Consider the following 17,766-nt stretch of genomic DNA (forward strand, 5'->3'; position numbering starts at 1 on the left):
TTTAGTTAGCTGGCCTTGGGGTCGGTTTGGGCGGTGCCACGCGCACAGGATTGTTGGTGCTGGTGCGCTGCACGGTAAAGGAAATAGTGGGGCTCTGCTGAATCAGGCGGTCGCCGCTAAACACTTGGGCGCCCAAGGTGTGATCGCCGCGCTCAATATTGTTCAGCGGGAATTGCAGGCTGTTGGTGAGGCCGCCGTAGGGTTGGCCGTCAAGCACCAACTGAATGCTGTCGCCAATGCGCAGTGCGGGTTCCAGGCGAACGCCCACGGTGAAGTTGCCGTTGTTGCTGCGCAGCGCATCTTCGGTCGGCACGTTAGTGATTTCCACCACGCTGTACACCTGTTCCTCGGGCGCGCCGCTCTGGCTGCTGTCGGGCATGGCCGGCGGCGGAGGCGATTGCACCGTGTTGACCGGCGGCAGCGAAACTTCCTGCGCGTTGGTGCCTTGCGGTGGCTGGTTGGTGAACACGGTATTGCCGTTGGCGTCGGTGTATTTGTAAATCTCGGCGCTGGCTGGAAGGGCGAGGGCGGCGAGCAGGCAGGTCACGATCAGGCGCATGGCTAGGGTCTCGTGGGATGTGTGCTAAGCCTTGCACTGCAACGCTGCGCTGGCAAGTTCGTACCGTTATGGCTGGGGTGTTAATCACACCAAAATAAAAAAGGCCTCCCGAGGGAGGCCTTTTCAATCACGCCGCTAAGCAAGCGACATGTCTGGCTTGGACGCTACTACTTAAACGCTGTAGTAGAGGTCGTATTCCAGAGGGTGCACGAAGGTGCGCACTTTGATTTCTTCTTCGCTCTTCAGCTCGATGTAGGCATCGATGAAGTCGTCGCTGAACACGCCGCCTTTGGTCAAGAACGCACGGCCCTTATCCAACTCTTCCAGAGCTTCTTTCAGGCTGCCGCACACTTGTGGGATCAGCTTGCCTTCTTCTGGTGGCAGGTCGTACAGGTTTTTGTCTGCAGCATCGCCAGGGTGGATCTTGTTCTGAATGCCGTCCAGGCCAGCCATCAACAGAGCGGCGAACGCCAGGTACGGGTTAGCAGCCGGGTCCGGGAAGCGTGCTTCGATACGGCGGGCTTTCGGGCTCGACACGTAGGGAATACGGATGGAGGCGGAACGGTTGCGAGCCGAGTAGGCCAGCATTACCGGTGCTTCGAAACCAGGGACCAGACGCTTGTACGAGTTGGTCGACGGGTTGGTGAAGCCGTTCAGAGCCTTACCGTGCTTGATGATGCCGCCGATGAAGTACAGAGCGGTGTCGGATAGGCCGGCATAGCCTTCGCCGGAGAAGGTGTTCTTGCCATCTTTGGAGATGGACATGTGTACGTGCATACCCGAGCCGTTGTCGCCGTACAGAGGCTTAGGCATGAAGGTCGCGGTTTTGCCGTAGGCATCGGCCACGTTGTGTACGCAGTACTTCAGGGTTTGAACTTCGTCAGCCTTGGCAACCAGGGTGTTGAACTTCACGCCGATTTCGTTCTGGCCGGCAGTCGCCACTTCGTGGTGGTGAACTTCGATGACCAGGCCCATTTCTTCCATGGCATTACACATGGCAGTACGGATTTCGTGGTCGTGGTCGACTGGTGGAACCGGGAAGTAGCCGCCTTTTACGCCTGGGCGGTGGCCTTTGTTGCCGGTTTCGAAATCGCTGTCGGTGTTCCAGGACGCTTGTTCAGAGATGATTTTGAACATCGAGCCGGAAATGTCGGACTTGAATTTCACTTCGTCGAAAACGAAGAACTCAGGCTCCGGGCCTACGAATACGGTGTCGCCAATGCCGGTCGACTTGAGGTATTCCTCAGCGCGAGCAGCGATGGAACGCGGGTCGCGGTCGTAGCCTTGCATGGTCGACGGTTCGATGATGTTGCAGACCAGAATCAGGGTCGGCTCTTCAGTGAACGGGTCGAGAACGGCAGTGCTGTCTACTGGCAGCAGGATCATGTCGGAGGCTTCGATGCCTTTCCAGCCATGGATCGAGGAACCGTCGAACATTTTGCCGACTTCGAAGAATTCGTCGTCAAGGGCGTCACGGGCCGGCATGGTCACGTGGTGCTGCTTGCCTTTGGTATCGGTGAAGCGCAGGTCAACCCACTTCACGTCGTGATCTTTGATTAGTTGAAGCGCCTTCGACATGGTGTCCTCCAGATGGTGGGGCGTTGTGATTTTTTAGCCCCAAATAAAACGGTGAAGCCGGGCGGCATAGTCCGCCAGGGCAACCTGCCTCACAAGGGAGCAAATTGCATGCCAGTGCCCCGAAGTGGGTTTGTTGCTCGAAAGTCAGGCGCTGCGGGGGCTGCGCGTGAAAAGAACGAGGCGCAACGCACCAAAATGATTCTCTCAGTAAATGCCGTGATGCATTTTGGTGCGCGCCGGATCTTTCTACGCATTGCCTGGTTAAACCTTGAGCAATTTCCGCTATAATCCGCGCCCCCTAATTTAGGCCAGGCTCGCGCGCACTGTTTTCATGAAACTTATCGTCAAAGTCTTCCCCGAGATCACCATAAAAAGCCGGCCGGTGCGTACGCGCTTCATCCGCCAGCTCACGAAGAATATTCGTGCGGTGATGCGTGACCTGGATCCGAATCTGGTGGTGGACGGCGTGTGGGACAACATTGACGTCGAGACCAGTCTCACCGAGCCCAGAGTTCTGGCCGAGCTGAAACAGCGCCTCGGGCGCATCTCCGGCATCGGTCAGTTCCTGGAAAGTGAACGAATACCCGCTGGGCGATTTCGACGACATGGTCGAAAAATGCAAAGCCCACTTCGGCGATCAGCTGGCCGGCAAAGTATTCGCCGTGCGCTGCAAGCGCGCCGGCAAGCACAGCTTCAGTTCGATGGACGTCGAGCGTTATGTCGGCAGCCAATTGCGTCGCCAGTGCGGCGCTGCCGGTATCTCGCTGAAAGATCCCGAGCTGCTGGTGCGTATGGAAATCCGCAATCAGCTTCTCTATATCATCCACAGCCAGCACGAAGGCCTGGGCGGCTACCCGCTTGGCGCCATCGAGCAGACGCTGGTGCTGATGTCCGGCGGCTTCGACTCCACCGTGGCCGCGTATCAAATGATTCGTCGCGGCATGATCAGCCACTTCTGTTTCTTCAACCTTGGCGGCCGTGCCCACGAGCTGGGCGTGATGGAAGTGGCCCACTATCTGTGGAGCCAATACGCCAGTTCGCACCGCGTGCTGTTTATCAGCGTGCCGTTTGAAGAAGTGCTCGGCGAAATTCTCGGCAAAGTCGACAACGCCCACATGGGCGTCGTGCTCAAGCGCATGATGCTGCGCGCCGCCAGCCGAATTGCCGATGGTCTGGACATTGATGCGCTGGTTACCGGCGAGGCCATTTCCCAGGTTTCCAGCCAGACGCTGCCGAACCTCTCGGTCATCGACCGTGCCACTGACAAGTTGGTGATTCGCCCGCTGATTGCCAGCCACAAGCAAGACATCATCAACATGGCCGAGGCCATCGGCACCGCCGATTTTGCCAAGCACATGCCTGAATACTGCGGCGTGATTTCGGTAAACCCGACCACCCGCGCAAAACCTGACCGCGTCGTTTACGAAGAAGCCCAGATCGACATGACCGTATTCGAGCGTGCCCTGGAGCGCGCTCGTTCGGTAACGATTGATCGGGTGATCGACGAGTTGGGGCAAGACATCCAGGTCGAGGAATTGAGTGAAGCCTTGCCTGGGCAGATCGTGCTGGACATCCGTCACCCGGATGCCCAGGAAGATTTGCCGCTGGAGTTGGACGGCATCGAAGTAAGAGCGGTGCCGTTCTTCGCGCTCAACAGTCGCTACAAGGAACTGGACCCTACCCGTCAGTACCTGCTGTATTGCGACAAAGGCGTGATGAGCCGCCTGCATGCCCACCACTTGCTCAGCGAGGGGCATGCCAATGTGCGCGTTTATCGTCCGGCATAAAACGCCGGGTCTGAATGGCGGCAGTATCCGCCACCGCCCCCCGACCGACGGGGCAGTTGAGCCACTCATTCTTCATACTGGCCGCCTAGACTTAGCGGCGAACCGAATCCTCTGATCGAGATGCAAAAGTGATCGAAAATCTACGCAACATCGCCATCATCGCCCACGTTGACCATGGTAAGACCACCCTGGTTGATAAACTCCTGCGTCAATCCGGCACCCTGGAGCGCAACGAGCTCAACGACGAGCGCGTGATGGACTCCAACGACCAGGAAAAAGAGCGCGGCATTACCATTCTTGCCAAGAACACCGCGATCAACTGGAACGGCTACCACATCAACATCGTCGACACCCCCGGCCACGCCGACCTCGGCGGCGAAGTTGAGCGCGTTATGTCGATGGTTGACTCGGTTCTGCTGCTGGTCGACGCCCAAGACGGCCCGATGCCACAAACCCGCTTCGTAACCAAGAAAGCCTTCGAAGCCGGCTTGCGTCCTATCGTTGTGATCAACAAAGTTGACCGTCCAGGCGCGCGTCCGGATTGGGTTCTGGACCAGATTTTCGACCTGTTCGACAACCTGGGTGCTACCGAAGAACAGCTCGACTTCAAAGTGGTTTACGCCTCCGCCCTGAACGGTATTGCTGGTCTCGACCACACCGACATGGCTGAAGACACGACCCCGCTGTACCAGTCCATCGTCGACAACGTTCCGGCTCCGGCCGTTGACCGCGACGGTCCGTTCCAGATGCAAATCTCGGCACTGGACTACAACAGCTTCCTCGGCATTATCGGCGTTGGCCGTATCGCCCGTGGTCGCGTCAAGCCGAACACCCCGGTTGTGGCCATCGACGCTGACGGCAAGCGCCGCAACGGTCGTATCCTCAAGCTGATGGGTCACCACGGCCTGCACCGCGTAGACGTAGAAGAAGCCGCCGCTGGCGACATCGTCTGCATCAGCGGTATGGACCAGCTGTTCATCTCCGACACCCTGTGCGACGTGAACAACGTTGAAGCCATGAAGCCGTTGACCGTTGACGAGCCGACCGTTTCGATGACCTTCCAGGTAAACGACTCGCCGTTCTGCGGTAAAGAAGGCAAGTTCGTGACCAGCCGCAACATCAAAGAGCGTCTGGACAAAGAGCTGCTGTACAACGTGGCCCTGCGCGTTGAAGAAGGCGACTCGGCTGACCGTTTCAAAGTATCGGGCCGTGGCGAGCTGCACTTGTCCGTACTGATCGAAACCATGCGTCGCGAAGGTTTTGAAATGGGCGTAGGCCGTCCGGAAGTAATCATCCGTGTGGTTGATGGCGTGAAGAACGAACCGTTCGAAAACGTCACCATCGACATCCCTGAAGAATCGCAGGGCAAGGTCATGGAAGAGATGGGTCTGCGTAAAGGCGACCTGACCAACATGTCCCCGGATGGCAAAGGCCGTGTACGTCTGGAATACAACATTCCAGCCCGTGGTCTGATCGGTTTCCGTAACCAGTTCCTGACCCTCACCAACGGTGCCGGCATCCTGACCTCGATCTTCGACCGTTACGACGTGATGAAGTCGGGCCACATGTCTGGCCGTCAGAACGGCGTTCTGGTTTCGGTTGAAACCGGCAAGGCACTGACCTACTCCCTGGAAACCCTGCAAGCGCGCGGCAAGCTGTTCGTTGAGCACGGTCAGGACATCTACAACGGTCAGATCGTTGGTCTGAACAGCCGTGACAACGACCTGGGCGTGAACCCAACCAAAGGCAAGAAGCTCGACAACATGCGTGCTTCGGGCAAGGACGAAACCATCGCCCTGGTTCCGCCGGTTCGCTTCACCCTGGAACAAGCTCTGGAATTCATCCAGGACGACGAGCTGTGCGAAGTGACGCCAAAATCCATCCGTCTTCGTAAGAAGATCCTGGACGAAGGCGAGCGCACCCGCGCTGCTAAAAAGGCCGCCAAGTAAGGTTTAGCTTCGGCTAAATAAAAACGCCCCCGGTCGCGAGACCGGGGGCGTTTTTTTTTAGCTGCGTTTCTTCTCAGAGGCCTTAGGAGCGAGCTTGCTCGCGAACCCTGCAAACGGAATTACAGAGCGGCGTTTGCGCCGTTCGCGACCAAGGTCGCTCCTACAAAAAAAGCAGCGCAGGCGCTTGCCCTAAACCTTCCCAACCGCCTTCGGCTTATACGCACAATACCCCGGCCGAGGCCCAATCTTGGGGTGGTTGCGGCAGGTATCCGGGCGCTGTTCGTAAATGGTGCACAACCGGCTTTTGCGGTCCAGATACAGGCAATCGTTGTTGCCCATGCGCGTCAGCGTGTAGATGCCGTACTTCTGGTTGAAACGTTCCACCACACCTTCTTTCATCAGGCGTTTGGCGATCTGCTTGGCCGGTTCGCTGCGTTCGAACTCTTGCACCAGGCCGATGCGCAGCAGGTCGTTGAACTTCACTTCCACCGGCATGGTGCAGCAGCTCGACACGCAGCTGCTGCACATGGTGCGTTCGTATTTGATCCAGGTGTCGGTGCGATCGAGCTCAGCGCCAACTACCAATAACTTTGTCATGACGTGCATACCTGAGGAAAACGCTGCGCCCGGCCAGTGGGGGAGGGGCGCGAAGCGGTGGGGGCGGCATCATAGCGATATTGGTGAAATTGTGAACAACCATCCGCCGAATCACGCGCAAAGCGTGCGCTGGTAGTAGCGGTGCGGTGGGGTAGGGCGGATATACTGCCGCCGTTGCGGGCCACGGCCTGCGCGTGCTGGACAGGGATGCCCGGTGGCGGGATGTGACGCCGCTATAACGGCGGCAGTCTCTGGCTGGCACTTCGCCTGACTAGGAAGCGCTGCATGCAATGGATTTTCATGCTGGTCGGTCTGCTCATCGGCGTTTCGCTGGATGAGTCGATCACGGAAGGGTTACTCGGCGCTTCGCTGGGTTTTGCCATCGGTCTCTGGTTGCAACTGCGCAACCTGCAGCAGCGCAACGACGAGTTGCAGACCAAGCTGAGCGGTTTCGCCGAGCGCTTCGAGCGCGGCACCCTCGCCGTCACCACACGCCTAACGCATCTTGAAGAGCGCCTCGCCACCGGCGGCAGCGCTCCCGTTGCCGAGCCGCCCCCCGCGCCGGCCACAGCAGCCGAAGCGCCCATTTCCAGCGGCGCCGTCGACGATCTGGATTTCACCTTCGAATTCGACCCGCAGCCCGAGCCGGTTGCCGTTCCCACCATCGAGCCTGGCTTGGTATTCGAGCTTCCGCCCGAGTTGCTGGCCACACCGCCGAAGCCGGTGACCGGCGTTGTCGACCAAATGCCCGTCAGCGACTGGGCCCGCGAGCCTGTGGCGTCCGCTGCGCCGCCTCGCCAACCGCCGGCCCCGCCGACTCCTCGCGAACCGAATCTGTTCGAACGCGGTTTCAGCGCCGCGAAGAACTGGCTGTTCGGGGGTAATACCGTACTGCGCATTGGCGTGGTGCTGCTGTTTCTCGGTCTGGCCTTTTTGCTGCGTTACGCCACCGAAGGCATGGTCGTGCCGGTGCAGGTGCGTTATGCCGGTGTGGCCGCCAGTGCGGTGGCGTTGCTGGCGCTGGGTTGGTGGCTGCGGCTACGCAACCCCAATTACGCCTTGATGCTGCAGGGCACCGGCATCGCCGTGCTGTACCTGACGGTGTTCGCGGCCTTCCGCCTGCATCCGCTGCTCGACCCGAAAATGGCCCTGAGCCTGTTGGTGATCGTCACCATCTGCTCGGCCATTCTTGCTGTCACGCAGAACGCCATGGCGTTGGCCGCCGTCGCCGCCCTGGGCGGTTTTGCGGCGCCGATTCTGACCTCCACCGGCAGCGGCAATCACGTCGCGCTGTTCTCATACTTCATCCTGCTCAACAGCGGCATCTTCGCCATCGCCTGGTTCAAGGCGTGGCGCATGCTCAACCTGATCGGTTTCGTCGGCACCTTCGGCATCGGCTTCGCCTGGGGCATACGCTCCTACACGCCGGAACTGCTGTGGAGCACTGAGCCTTTCCTGATCGTGTTCTTCCTGATGTACGTCGCCATCGGCCTGCTGTTCGCCCGCCGCAAATTGCGCGAGCACAGCGTCGGCCCAGTGAACGACAGCCGCGACGCGCTGCTGCTCTGGTCCCGCCGCCAGGGCGACTATGTCGACGGCACCATGCTATTCGGCCCGCCGCTGGTGGGCTTTGGCTTGCAGTTCGCACTGGTGCACCACATTGAGTTCGCCGCCGCGTTCAGCGCCTTGGCCATGGGCCTGCTGTATATGCTCATCGCCCGCATTCTGGTCGGTCGCGCACCGGGCCGTGCCTTGCTGCTGGTGGAAACCTGCATGGCGCTGGGCGTGATCTTCGGTTCGCTGGCCATTCCGTTGGGGCTGGACGCCAGCTGGACCTCCGCCGCCTGGGCCGTCGAGGGTGCCGGCATTTACTGGCTGGGCCTGCGTCAGCAACGGCCATTGGCTCGTGCCTTTGCCCTGCTGTTGCAACTGGGCGCGGCGCTGGCGTTTCTGGTGGACCTGCACATCGGCGTTACCTCGCTGCTCTACGGCTCATGGCTCGGGGCGTTGATGCTCGGCCTGGCGTTGTTGTTCAGCCATTACCAATTGCGCAAAGCCCCGGATGATCACACCACCGAGCTGGAGCGCCGGTTTCTGCCGATGCTGGCAGTGCTGGGCCTGACGTTCCTTTATCTGTTGGCGCCGCTGAACCTGCGTGCCGAAGCCACGGCTATCGTCTGGGCGTTGGCGGGCTTGGCGACTTTGTTTGTCGGCTTGCGCATCCGCGCCCGCAGCTTCCTGTTTTCCTCGTTCGCCGTGCAGTTGGTGGGTGGTGCCTTGTTCCTGCTGCAACTGCGCGGCGCGACCGGCGACGACAGCGGCGTGTTCAGTGCTGGCTGGCGCGGCTTGCTGGTGGCCTCGTTGATTGGCCTGGCGCTGGTCGGCGGCATGTTGGTGGCGGCGCGCGATAAAGAAGTGCGCAACGACGCCGGCCTGATGCGCGGGCTGTCGCTGGTGCTGCTGGTGGGCCTGGTGTTTATCAATCTGGCCGTGCTGTTTGTGCTGCCTTGGCAAACCGCCAGCGCGGTGTGGGCGGGCAGCGGTTTGCTGATCGTGTGGCTGAGCCTGCATTTGCAACAGCGCGCCAGTTTTGTCTTTGGATTGCTGCTGCAGGCAGTGGGTGGCGTGGCGTTTCTGGCGGCCAGTCCGCTGTTGCTGGGGCCGCTGAGCAGCGAAGGCCTGCGCCCGCTGGCCCATGCCGGCTTCTGGACGCCCGCAACCCTGGCGCTGGCCGCCATGGTTGGCGCCTGGCGCCTGATGCGCGCCGCCCGCAACGATGCCGATGTAATGGGCTCGCTGAGTTTGGAACGGCTGTCGCAACTTCTGCTGGTATGGGGCGCCGGTTGGTGGGTGCTGGCGACTGTCAGCGAAGTGCTGCGTTTTGCCGAGCCGGCGTTGCAGGCGCCGTTATTGCTGATGGCGGCGGCGGTGAGCGTGGCGCTCTGGAGTTGGCTGGCTGGGCGGGAGAAATGGCAGGCACTGGCGTTGCTGTGTCCGATGCTGGTGCCGGCTGCCGGCGTGGTGCTGTTGTACATCTGGCACGAGGCCTATCACCCGGCGGCCCACTTCGGTTGGCTGGCGTGGGGCTTGGTATTTGCCGTGCACCTGTGGTCGTTGCGCCGCTTGGCCGGTTTGCTGCCCGCGAACGCATTGAGCGCTGCGCATGTGCTCGGCTGCTGGCTGATTCTCGGCGTGCTGGCGCTGGAGCTGCGTTATTTGCTGTACGTGCTGTCCGACCATTACAACGCCTGGCGCTGGTTGGGTTGGGCGGTGCTGCCGAGCATTTACCTGCTGGCCATGGCCTCGCCGCGTAATTGGCCGTGGCCGGTGCGCGCTTACCCGCGCGAGTACCGTCACTTGGCCGCGCTGCCGTTGGCGGTGCTGATGCTCGGTTGGTTCTGGCTGGCCAATATCGCCAGCGACGGCAATGCCGACCCGCTGCCCTACGTGCCACTGATCAACCCGCTGGAGCTGGGGTTGTTGTTCGCCTTGTTCGGCGTATGTCGCTGGCTGCATACCGCCTTGCCGCACCTGCCCAACGGCGAACGCCTGGGCTGGCTGCCGCAGGTGGTGGCGGGCGCCTCGTTGTTTGCCTTGTTCACCGCTTTGGTGTTCCGCGCGGCGCACCACTGGGGCGGCGTGCCGTATCAGTTGGATTTGCTGCTGGAATCGATGCTGGTGCAGGCGGGCTTGTCGATTGTGTGGACGCTAATCGCCCTGGCGCTGATGATTTTCGGCCATCTGCGCAGCCGTCGCGAAGTGTGGTTGGTGGGCGCCGCGTTGATTGCCGTGGTGGTCGCCAAGCTGTTCTTTGTCGAGCTGGGCAACCGTGGCGGTCTGGAGCGCATCGTGTCGTTTATTGGTGTCGGCGTGCTGTTGCTGGTGGTCGGCTATTTCGCGCCACTGCCACCTCGGCATGCGGCCACTGAAACTGAAGAAGAGCAGGTCAGTTCATGAGTGCGTTGTTTTCTTTGGCGGCCATGCGCCGCGTGATAGTGGGTGGTGCGATCACGCTGGCCTGCGCCGGCGCGTTTGCCGAGCAGCCAGCGGACTACACCACCCAGGTTCCCCTGACCCTGAGTGGCGAAGGGCCGTGGTACCGGCTCGAAGTGCCCATGGCTTTGCGCCTGGCCGCACGCTTCGGCGACTTGCGGGACGTGCGCGTATTCAACGCCGAAGGCCAGGCGCAGGCCTATGCCTTGACCGCTGGCAGTGCCGAACGCAGCGAAACCAACACCGCCACCGCGGTGAAATGGTTCCCGCTGTACGCCGCCGCCGACGCCCCGGCCGGCGCGCCGAGCGTGCGGGTACAGCGCACCACCACGGGCACCATTGTTGAAGTTGGCCCGGAGGCGGCGACTGCCACCGACAAACCCAATCAGGTGCTGCGCGGCTGGCTGCTCGACGCCAGCGCCATTGACGCGCCGCTGAACAAACTGAGCCTAGACTGGACCTCCGAGCAGGACGGCTTCCAGCGCTTCTCCATCGAGGCCAGCGACGACCTGCAAACCTGGACCCCGTGGGAAGACGGCCAGATCGCCCGCCTGGCCTTCGCCGATGAGCGCATCGAACAGCGCGACACCACCTTGCCGGGCCAGCGCGCCCGCTACTTGCGCTTGCTCTGGCTGGCGCCGCAAAAAGCACCTGGTGTTGGTCAGCGCCGAGCTGAGCAGCACCACCCACAACAGCGTGGCGGCGCCGGTGTCGTGGTCCGACGGTTTGCCAACCAAGCAGGTGAAAGACGGCGAATACACCCTCGACTTGCCCGTGCCGTTGCCCCTTGAGCTGCTGCGCGTGGAGCTGACGCAAGCCAACACGCTGGCCCCGGTTACTGTCAGCACCCGGCGTGACAGCAAAGACAATTGGCAGTCGCTTACGCGCGGCCTGCTGTATCGCCTGCCGGAAAATGGCAAAGACGTGATCCATGATGAGCTGCAGCTACCCGGCCAGTGGGTGCAACACCTGCGCTTGCAGGTCGACCCGCGCGGCGGCGGGCTGGGCCAGGCCGCGCCGACCGTGCGCATCGGCTTGCGCTCAACGCAGTTGGTGTTCCTCGCCCGGGGCAGCGCGCCGTATGTGCTGGCGCTGGGTAACGCGAGTGGTACGGCCAACAACTTGCCGCTGAGCACGCTGATTCCCGGCTACGACGATAAACGCCTGGCCTCGCTCGGCATCGCCAAGGCCGGCACGCCGGTGGCGGCACCGCCCGCCACGCAGACGGCAAGCCCCGCCGCGAATGTTGACTGGCAGCGTTACGGGCTTTGGGCTGTGTTGCTCGTGGGTGTGGCCCTGCTGGTAGGCATGGCGCTTAGCTTGTTAAAGGCGCAAAAGCCTCAGGAGTAAGGTGGGCCCCGCTCAACCCTACCTGGCCCACCTACGTTTTTCCGCTTAGATGGCGTATCGTTGCGCGTTCGCTTCGATACTGGCATTGAGCCTTCTGGCTGGGCCGGTGCACCTTTCTACCATTTACCCGCAGATGGCTCCCCGGTTCCGGGCGATGGGCCGTTTGGCTGTAGGTGTAGGGTCATGAGCCTTTGCAGTAATTCAGGTTGGGCGTTGAGCATGCCGGTGGTGTTTACCCTAGTGGTATGCCTGGGCGTGGTCATGCTTGCCCATTGGGTTACCCGCCAACGCAGCTTTCCCGGTCGGGATAGTTTCTTTCTCTTGCATATGGCCAGCCTCTGGTGGCTGCTCGCCGCCAGCCTGGAGTTGGCTGCGCAGGGCGGTGAATGCAAGCAGTTCTGGGCCAGCATGGCGTGGCCGGGCATCGTCGGTTTGCCCACCTTCTGGGCGGTGTTTCTTTGGCAATACGTCAACAGCGAGCGGCAGCCGCTGCCGCTGAGTCAGGTCGCGGTGTTCGCCGTGGTGCCCTTGGTGGTTTGGGCGTTAGCGTTGAGCAACCCGTGGCATGGCTTGTTTTATACACCGGACACGGGCCCCGCCTCCGAACTGCCCGGCGCGCCGATTCTTTACCGGCACGGCCCGTTGTTCTACGCCACGGCAATCTACGAGTACGCCTTTGTGCTGTTCTGCCTGGCCGTGGTGATCAAAGCGGCTGTGCTCAGCACGGGTGTGCATCGCCGTCATTACCTGGCGTTCGGGCTGGTCACGCTGCTGCCGTGGGGCGCCAACCTCTCCTATGTTTTTTGGGACGTTCAGCTGTTTGGCTTCGACCCGACGCCGTTCTGTTTCGCCTTCACCTTGCTGGCGTTTTCCTGGCTGATTGTCGGCGTGCGGCTGTTTGATCTGCTGCCCGTGGCGCGGCATTTGTTGCTTGAGGAATTGCTCGATCCGGTGCTGGTGGTCGACACCCAACAGCGCGTGCTCGAAGCCAACCCGGCGGCGTGCCGCCTGGCCGGCCAAAGCGATACCTGGCAAGGCGTGCCCCTGGCCGAGTGGCCGGTTTATGGCGCCGCGCTGGAAGCCGCACTGAGCCAACCGCTGAGCGCCAATGGTGATCGGCTGCTGACGCTGGACAGTCCGGCTCGCTATTTCGAAGTGTCTTGCCGCGCCATTGAGCGCGCCACGCGCAGCAGTTCCTCGGTGCTGGGGCAAATGCTCTACCTGCGCGACGTCACCCAGCGCCACATCAGCGAGAGCAAGTTGGCCGAAGCCCTGGCCGTGAGCGAAGACCGCCTGCGCACCATTTCCAGCCTGCACGAGCGCTTGCAAGAACAGGCCCTGCGCGATCCGCTGACCGGCCTGTATAACCGCCGCTACCTCGAAGAATTCTTCGACCGTGAACTGGCCCGCGCCCAGCGCGAGCAGAGACCGTTGGCGCTGGCGCTGATCGACCTCGACCATTTCAAAGCGCTCAACGACGCCCATGGCCACTTGGTCGGCGATGACGTGCTGGTGCTGGTTTCGCAGTTGCTCACCGATGCCTTGCGCAGTACCGACGCGGTATTTCGTATCGGTGGTGAGGAGTTCCTGCTGATTCTGCCCGGCGTCGCGCCAGAAGAAGCGCGCCAGCGCGTTGAGGCCATTTGCATGCAGTTGGCGACCACCCAAGTGGCCACGCGCAATGGTCCGCAAGCCGTCACGTTGTCCGCCGGCTTGGCGTTCTGGCCAGCCCAGGGCGAGTTCCTGGATGACCTGCTGCAAATCGCTGACAAAGCGCTCTACCAAGCCAAACGTAGCGGTCGTAACAGAGTTTGTGGCATGGATAGTGCGTCGCTCTAGGCAATGTCCTAGGCAAGTACTGAACTCTCCTGACAGCCCCTGGGTCTGACAGGAGGAATTGCTGACAGACTCGCGCTAAACTGCGCGGGATTTCAAACCCTCTGGAGCCTTCCATGTCCCGCGTTACCCTCAGCCGCTACTTGATCGAGCAGACCCGAAGTAACAACACTCCCGCCGATCTGCGCTTCCTGATCGAAGTGGTCGCGCGTGCCTGCAAAGAGATCAGCCACGCGGTATCCAAAGGCGCCCTGGGTGGCGTACTGGGCAGCATGGGCACCGAAAACGTGCAGGGTGAAGTGCAGAAGAAACTCGACGTCATCTCCAACGAGATTCTGCTCGAAGCCAACGAATGGGGCGGCCACCTGGCCGGTATGGCGTCCGAAGAAATGGACAACGCCTACCAGATCCCCGGCAAATACCCGAAAGGCGCCTACCTGTTGGTGTTCGATCCGTTGGACGGCTCCTCCAACATCGACGTCAACGTCTCGGTTGGCACCATCTTCTCGGTGCTGCGTTGCCCCGACCAATACCTGAGCCAGAACGACAGCCTCGACGAGCAGGCTTTCCTGCAACCGGGCACCAAGCAAGTGTGCGCCGGCTACGCCATTTACGGTCCGCAAACCATGCTGGTGCTGACCCTGGGCAACGGCGTAAAAGGCTTCACCCTCGACCGCGAGCTGGGCAGCTTCGTGCTCACCCACGACGACATTCGCATTCCGGAAACCACCGCTGAATTCGCCATCAACATGTCCAATTCCCGCCACTGGGAAGCGCCAGTCAGCCGCTACGTGGGCGAGCTGTTGGCCGGTGAAGAAGGCCCGCTGGGCAAGAACTACAACATGCGCTGGGTCGCGGCGATGGTTGCCGATGTACACCGCATCCTCACCCGCGGCGGTCTGTTCATGTACCCGCGTGATTCGCGCGAGCCGAGCAAGCCCGGCAAGCTGCGCCTGATGTACGAAGCCAACCCGATGTCCTTTATCGTCGAGCAGGCCGGTGGCGTTTCGACTAACGGCCTGGAACGCATCCTCGACATTCAGCCGACTTCCCTGCACCAGCGCGTAGCCGTTTACCTGGGCTCGAAAGAAGAAGTCGAGCGCGTCACTGCTTACCATCAGGGTTAAGCCGTGAGCGCCCCTTGGCAGCCGTTGCTGGACTGGTGGTTTGGTTCCGGTGAAACGGCGGCCGAGGTTGCCGAGTTGCAGAATCGCCTGTGGTTCGGCAAGCACGCTGCCCAAGACGAATACGCCCGTGAACAGTTTTCGCCGCTGGTGCGCCAAGCACTGGCGGGGGAATTGGAAGGCTGGACGGAAACCGCCGAGGGCTGGCTTGCGCTGATTCTGCTGCTCGATCAGCTGCCCCGCATGATTCACCGCGACAGCCCGTTCGCCTATTCCGGTGATGCGCGCGCTCAGCAGTTAGTGGCCCGTGGTTTGGCCGCTGGTTGGGATCAAGCACTGGCGCCCGTGGAGCAACTCTTCGTGTTCCTGGTGCTCGAACACACCGAAAACCTCGCCGCCCAAGACTTGTCTATCGAATGCTTCGCTGCCTTGCTTGAGCAAGTGGACGAGGATGAGCGTGCGTACTTCGAAAACACCCTTGATCACGCTCGCCGGCATCAACAGGTGATTGCTCGGTTCGGTCGTTTTCCCCATCGAAATCAGGCACTTGGTCGTGACAGTACGGCCGAGGAAATTTCCTATCTCAAGGAACCGGGTTCCGGCTTCTGACGTCCAAGCAGGCAGTTGCTTGTCGCCTGCCCCTACTTTTCCTGCCTTGGAGTTCTTCCATGACCCTGCGTCGTTTCTTGCTCTTGTCAGCCTGTGTGCTGATCACCGCGTGCAGCAAGATCAACCAAGACAACTACTCAAAAATTCAGGTCGGCATGAGCAAAGCCGAGGTCGAAAGCCTGCTCGGTTCGCCGGCCGACTGCTCTGGCGCGCTGGGACTTACCAGCTGCACCTGGGGCGATGAAAAACGCTACATCAGCATTCAATACGCCGGCGAAAAAGTGGTGGTGTTCGCAGGCCATGGTCTGAAATAAGGAGCTCGCTTATGCGTTTGCGTCTGACATTACTGGCCGCGCTGCTGCTCAGCGGCTGCGCCAACTCCGGCACCGGCCCGGTGCCGCCGAAAACCGTGGAAAAGGTAGACCTCGAACGCTACCAAGGCACCTGGTATGAAGCGGCGCGTTTGCCGATGTTCTTCCAGCGTGACTGCGCCCAATCCGAAGCCCACTACACCCTGCAAGCCGACGGCAAAGTGGGCGTGCTCAATCGCTGCCGCACGCTGGAAGGCGAGTGGCAGGAAGCCAAAGGCGAGGCGGTGCCGCAAGTTGAAGGCAAAACCGACAAGCTCTGGGTGACGTTCGATAACTGGGTAAGTGATGTGCTGCCCGGCGTGACCAAGGGTCAGTACTGGGTGCTTTACCTGGACGACGACTACGAGACCGCCATGGTCGGCAGCCCGGACCACGAATACCTGTGGCTGTTGTCGCGCACACCGGAGCTGAAACCCGGCATGCGTGAAAAGCTGCTGGAAATCGCCAAGGGCCAAAACTACGAAACCGGCAAACTGATCTGGCGCACGCCGGATGGGTCGATCAAGAAGTAGCAAGGGAACCTGTAGGAGCGGCTTTAGCCGCGATGCTCTCGACGCTAAAAGCTCGAGGCTAAAGCCTCTCCTACACGAGCCGCGTTATTGCTTGGGCTCTTTCGCCTTTAGCTGGATCTGCACCTGCGTATCCCCAGCCCCATGTTCAAACCCGCACTTGAGCGGCGTCGGCTTGCCGAGCAGTAACGAGGGGTTGCTGGAAAAGCCGACCGGCTCCAGCGGAATGCCCCGCGGGCTGAGGTCAAGCTGGCCGTTGCCGTTGGTGTCCTGGAACACCTGCAGCGCATAACGCCCCGGCGGCAAATTGCGCAGTCGTACCGTCGAGTCCTGGCTGTGCACTTCGCGCAGCACCGTCTGTGGCCATTCTTTTTGATCGGCGAATACCAGGGCGACCCCCAGTTCGCCGTCGGCTTTAACGCCGTCGATGTTGACCACAATGTCGCCCGCCATGGCCTGCGTCCCGACGAGTAACAGGAACAAGCAGGCAGTTCTGGCGAGCGTGGCTACGGGCGTATGAATTCTCTGTGGCATAATTCCGACACTTTGTTGCAAGGATTGCGCGCGCTATGCGTCAGGTGTTGGTGGTTCACTATTCGCAGACAGGGCAGTTAAGCCGGCTGGTTAATGCCGTGTGCGGACCTCTGTTGCAGCGCGACGACGTTCAGGTGGACTTTTTGGCCATCGAGCCGGCGCAACCTTACCCGTTTCCCTGGCCCTTTCTCAGCTTTTTCCGAATCTTCCCGGAAACCGTGCTGATGCGCGCCCAGCCCTTAAAACCACTGACCGTCGATGCCGCAAAACGTTACGACTTAGTCATCCTGGCCTACCAGGTGTGGTTCCTCACCCCCTCGCTGCCCATCACCAGTTTTCTTGCCACGCCCGAAGCGGCGCAGTTGCTGCGCGACACGCCGGTGGTCACGGTGATTGGCTGCCGCAACATGTGGCTGATGGCGCAGGAAAAACTCAAAGCGCGACTTACCGAACTGGGCGCACGCCTGCTCGACAACGTGGCGCTGACCGACGCCTGCGGCACCGCCGCCAGCTTTCTATCGACGCCGTTGTGGATGTTCACCGGCCGGCAGAAACCCTACAGCTGGGTGCCGCGCGCCGGTATCGATGAGGCAGAAATTGCCGCCTCCAGCCGCTTTGGCGAGGCAATTGCCCGTCGCTTGGCCGCTGATGACCAGCCCCTGCGCGAACCCATGCTGCAAGGCCTGGGCGCGGTGCGCGTGGATGAAAAGCTGATCGGCAGCGAAACAGTTGGCAACCGCAGCTTCCAACTGTGGAGCCGCCTGCTCGCCGCCATCGGCCCGCAGCAAAGCCTGCGTCGCGGCTTGGGTCTGGTGGTGTACGTGGTGTTTTTGCTGTGCCTGATCGTGACCGTGGTGCCCTTGGGCACCGTGCTGAAAAAACTCCTGGCGCCGGTATTCAAAACCCGCACCCAACGACAGAAAGCTTATTTTGCCGGCCCATCCGGTGAGTGAAGGGCGCATCGCCGGTG

At 61.1% G+C, this 17,766-nt stretch carries 12 protein-coding genes and 2 pseudogenes; 10 read left to right on the top strand and 4 right to left on the bottom strand.

The annotated features are described in order from the left end of the window. Position 1: 1 nt before the first annotated feature. Together ACZZZP_RS01345 and glnA are read right to left on the bottom strand one after the other, a co-directional pair. Complete coding sequence (locus ACZZZP_RS01345; protein ID WP_463384585.1) at positions 2 to 559, bottom strand: DUF4124 domain-containing protein; 558 nt, start codon at positions 557 to 559, stop codon at positions 2 to 4. A 171-nt stretch (positions 560 to 730) separates the two neighbouring features. Continuing rightward, positions 731 to 2,137 (bottom strand): glutamate--ammonia ligase, encoded by a 1,407-nt coding sequence (glnA, locus tag ACZZZP_RS01350; RefSeq protein ID WP_122493526.1) that lies wholly within the window; start codon positions 2,135 to 2,137, stop codon positions 731 to 733. Positions 2,138 to 2,468: 331 nt separating this feature from the next. Here glnA and thiI point away from each other — a divergent pair. Together thiI and typA are read left to right on the top strand one after the other, a co-directional pair. After that, positions 2,469 to 3,924: pseudogene (thiI, locus tag ACZZZP_RS01355) on the top strand (tRNA uracil 4-sulfurtransferase ThiI). Between the two features lie 128 nt (positions 3,925 to 4,052). After that, on the top strand, positions 4,053 to 5,873 hold the full coding sequence (gene typA, locus ACZZZP_RS01360; RefSeq protein ID WP_463536205.1) for a translational GTPase TypA: 1,821 nt from the start codon (positions 4,053 to 4,055) through the stop codon (positions 5,871 to 5,873). 189 nt (positions 5,874 to 6,062) lie between these two features. Here the strand turns inward: typA and ACZZZP_RS01365 are convergent, their stop codons facing one another. Next, a complete protein-coding gene (locus ACZZZP_RS01365; protein ID WP_122453866.1) occupies positions 6,063 to 6,470 on the bottom strand; it encodes a YkgJ family cysteine cluster protein in 408 nt (135 codons plus the stop codon). Positions 6,471 to 6,770: 300 nt separating this feature from the next. Between ACZZZP_RS01365 and ACZZZP_RS01370 the strand changes: the two genes are divergently transcribed. The 7 genes and pseudogenes from ACZZZP_RS01370 to ACZZZP_RS01400 all read left to right on the top strand — a co-directional run bounded on the left by ACZZZP_RS01370 (position 6,771) and on the right by ACZZZP_RS01400 (position 16,265). Continuing rightward, the gene (locus tag ACZZZP_RS01370) at positions 6,771 to 10,427 is read left to right on the top strand and encodes a DUF2339 domain-containing protein (RefSeq protein ID WP_463384784.1); all 3,657 of its coding nucleotides are present in this window, start codon (positions 6,771 to 6,773) and stop codon (positions 10,425 to 10,427) included. Positions 10,428 to 10,450: 23 nt separating this feature from the next. Beyond that, positions 10,451 to 11,813: pseudogene (locus tag ACZZZP_RS01375) on the top strand (DUF3999 domain-containing protein). Positions 11,814 to 11,996: 183 nt separating this feature from the next. Beyond that, positions 11,997 to 13,652: a histidine kinase N-terminal 7TM domain-containing diguanylate cyclase gene (locus tag ACZZZP_RS01380; protein ID WP_463384586.1), complete on the top strand. Its 1,656-nt coding sequence runs from the start codon at positions 11,997 to 11,999 to the stop codon at positions 13,650 to 13,652. Between the two features lie 113 nt (positions 13,653 to 13,765). Beyond that, on the top strand, positions 13,766 to 14,776 hold the full coding sequence (locus ACZZZP_RS01385) for a class 1 fructose-bisphosphatase (RefSeq protein ID WP_122453869.1): 1,011 nt from the start codon (positions 13,766 to 13,768) through the stop codon (positions 14,774 to 14,776). 3 nt (positions 14,777 to 14,779) lie between these two features. Further along, positions 14,780 to 15,382, top strand: coding sequence for a DUF924 family protein (locus ACZZZP_RS01390; protein WP_463384587.1), 603 nt, complete (start codon positions 14,780 to 14,782; stop codon positions 15,380 to 15,382). 59 nt (positions 15,383 to 15,441) lie between these two features. Beyond that, positions 15,442 to 15,696 (top strand): outer membrane protein assembly factor BamE domain-containing protein, encoded by a 255-nt coding sequence (bamE, locus tag ACZZZP_RS01395; protein ID WP_122493520.1) that lies wholly within the window; start codon positions 15,442 to 15,444, stop codon positions 15,694 to 15,696. Positions 15,697 to 15,707: 11 nt separating this feature from the next. Beyond that, positions 15,708 to 16,265, top strand: coding sequence for a lipocalin family protein (locus ACZZZP_RS01400; RefSeq protein ID WP_463384588.1), 558 nt, complete (start codon positions 15,708 to 15,710; stop codon positions 16,263 to 16,265). Positions 16,266 to 16,349: 84 nt separating this feature from the next. On the opposite strand, the gene ACZZZP_RS01405 is transcribed toward ACZZZP_RS01400, so the two are convergent. Further along, on the bottom strand, positions 16,350 to 16,715 hold the full coding sequence (locus tag ACZZZP_RS01405) for a DUF2141 domain-containing protein (protein WP_463384589.1): 366 nt from the start codon (positions 16,713 to 16,715) through the stop codon (positions 16,350 to 16,352). A 116-nt stretch (positions 16,716 to 16,831) separates the two neighbouring features. Here ACZZZP_RS01405 and ACZZZP_RS01410 point away from each other — a divergent pair, with 116 nt between their 5' ends. Then, positions 16,832 to 17,749, top strand: a complete 918-nt coding sequence (locus tag ACZZZP_RS01410) for a dialkylrecorsinol condensing enzyme (protein WP_463536206.1) — start codon at positions 16,832 to 16,834, stop codon at positions 17,747 to 17,749. The last annotated feature ends 17 nt before the right edge of the window (positions 17,750 to 17,766 follow it).

The organism is Pseudomonas sp. AC211, from assembly GCF_979258055.1.

Excerpts from the sequence above, each read along its gene's own strand:
- ACZZZP_RS01345 (WP_463384585.1), bottom strand. The coding sequence starts at position 559 with ATGCGCCTGATCGTGACCTGCCTGCTCGCCGCCCTCGCCCTTCCAGCC.
- glnA (WP_122493526.1), bottom strand. The coding sequence starts at position 2,137 with ATGTCGAAGGCGCTTCAACTAATCAAAGATCACGACGTGAAGTGGGTT.
- ACZZZP_RS01365 (WP_122453866.1), bottom strand. The coding sequence starts at position 6,470 with ATGACAAAGTTATTGGTAGTTGGCGCTGAGCTCGATCGCACCGACACC.
- ACZZZP_RS01370 (WP_463384784.1), top strand. The coding sequence starts at position 6,771 with ATGCTGGTCGGTCTGCTCATCGGCGTTTCGCTGGATGAGTCGATCACG.
- ACZZZP_RS01380 (WP_463384586.1), top strand. The coding sequence starts at position 11,997 with ATGAGCCTTTGCAGTAATTCAGGTTGGGCGTTGAGCATGCCGGTGGTG.
- ACZZZP_RS01385 (WP_122453869.1), top strand. The coding sequence starts at position 13,766 with ATGTCCCGCGTTACCCTCAGCCGCTACTTGATCGAGCAGACCCGAAGT.
- bamE (WP_122493520.1), top strand. The coding sequence starts at position 15,442 with ATGACCCTGCGTCGTTTCTTGCTCTTGTCAGCCTGTGTGCTGATCACC.
- ACZZZP_RS01400 (WP_463384588.1), top strand. The coding sequence starts at position 15,708 with ATGCGTTTGCGTCTGACATTACTGGCCGCGCTGCTGCTCAGCGGCTGC.
- ACZZZP_RS01405 (WP_463384589.1), bottom strand. The coding sequence starts at position 16,715 with ATGGCGGGCGACATTGTGGTCAACATCGACGGCGTTAAAGCCGACGGC.
- ACZZZP_RS01410 (WP_463536206.1), top strand. The coding sequence starts at position 16,832 with ATGCGTCAGGTGTTGGTGGTTCACTATTCGCAGACAGGGCAGTTAAGC.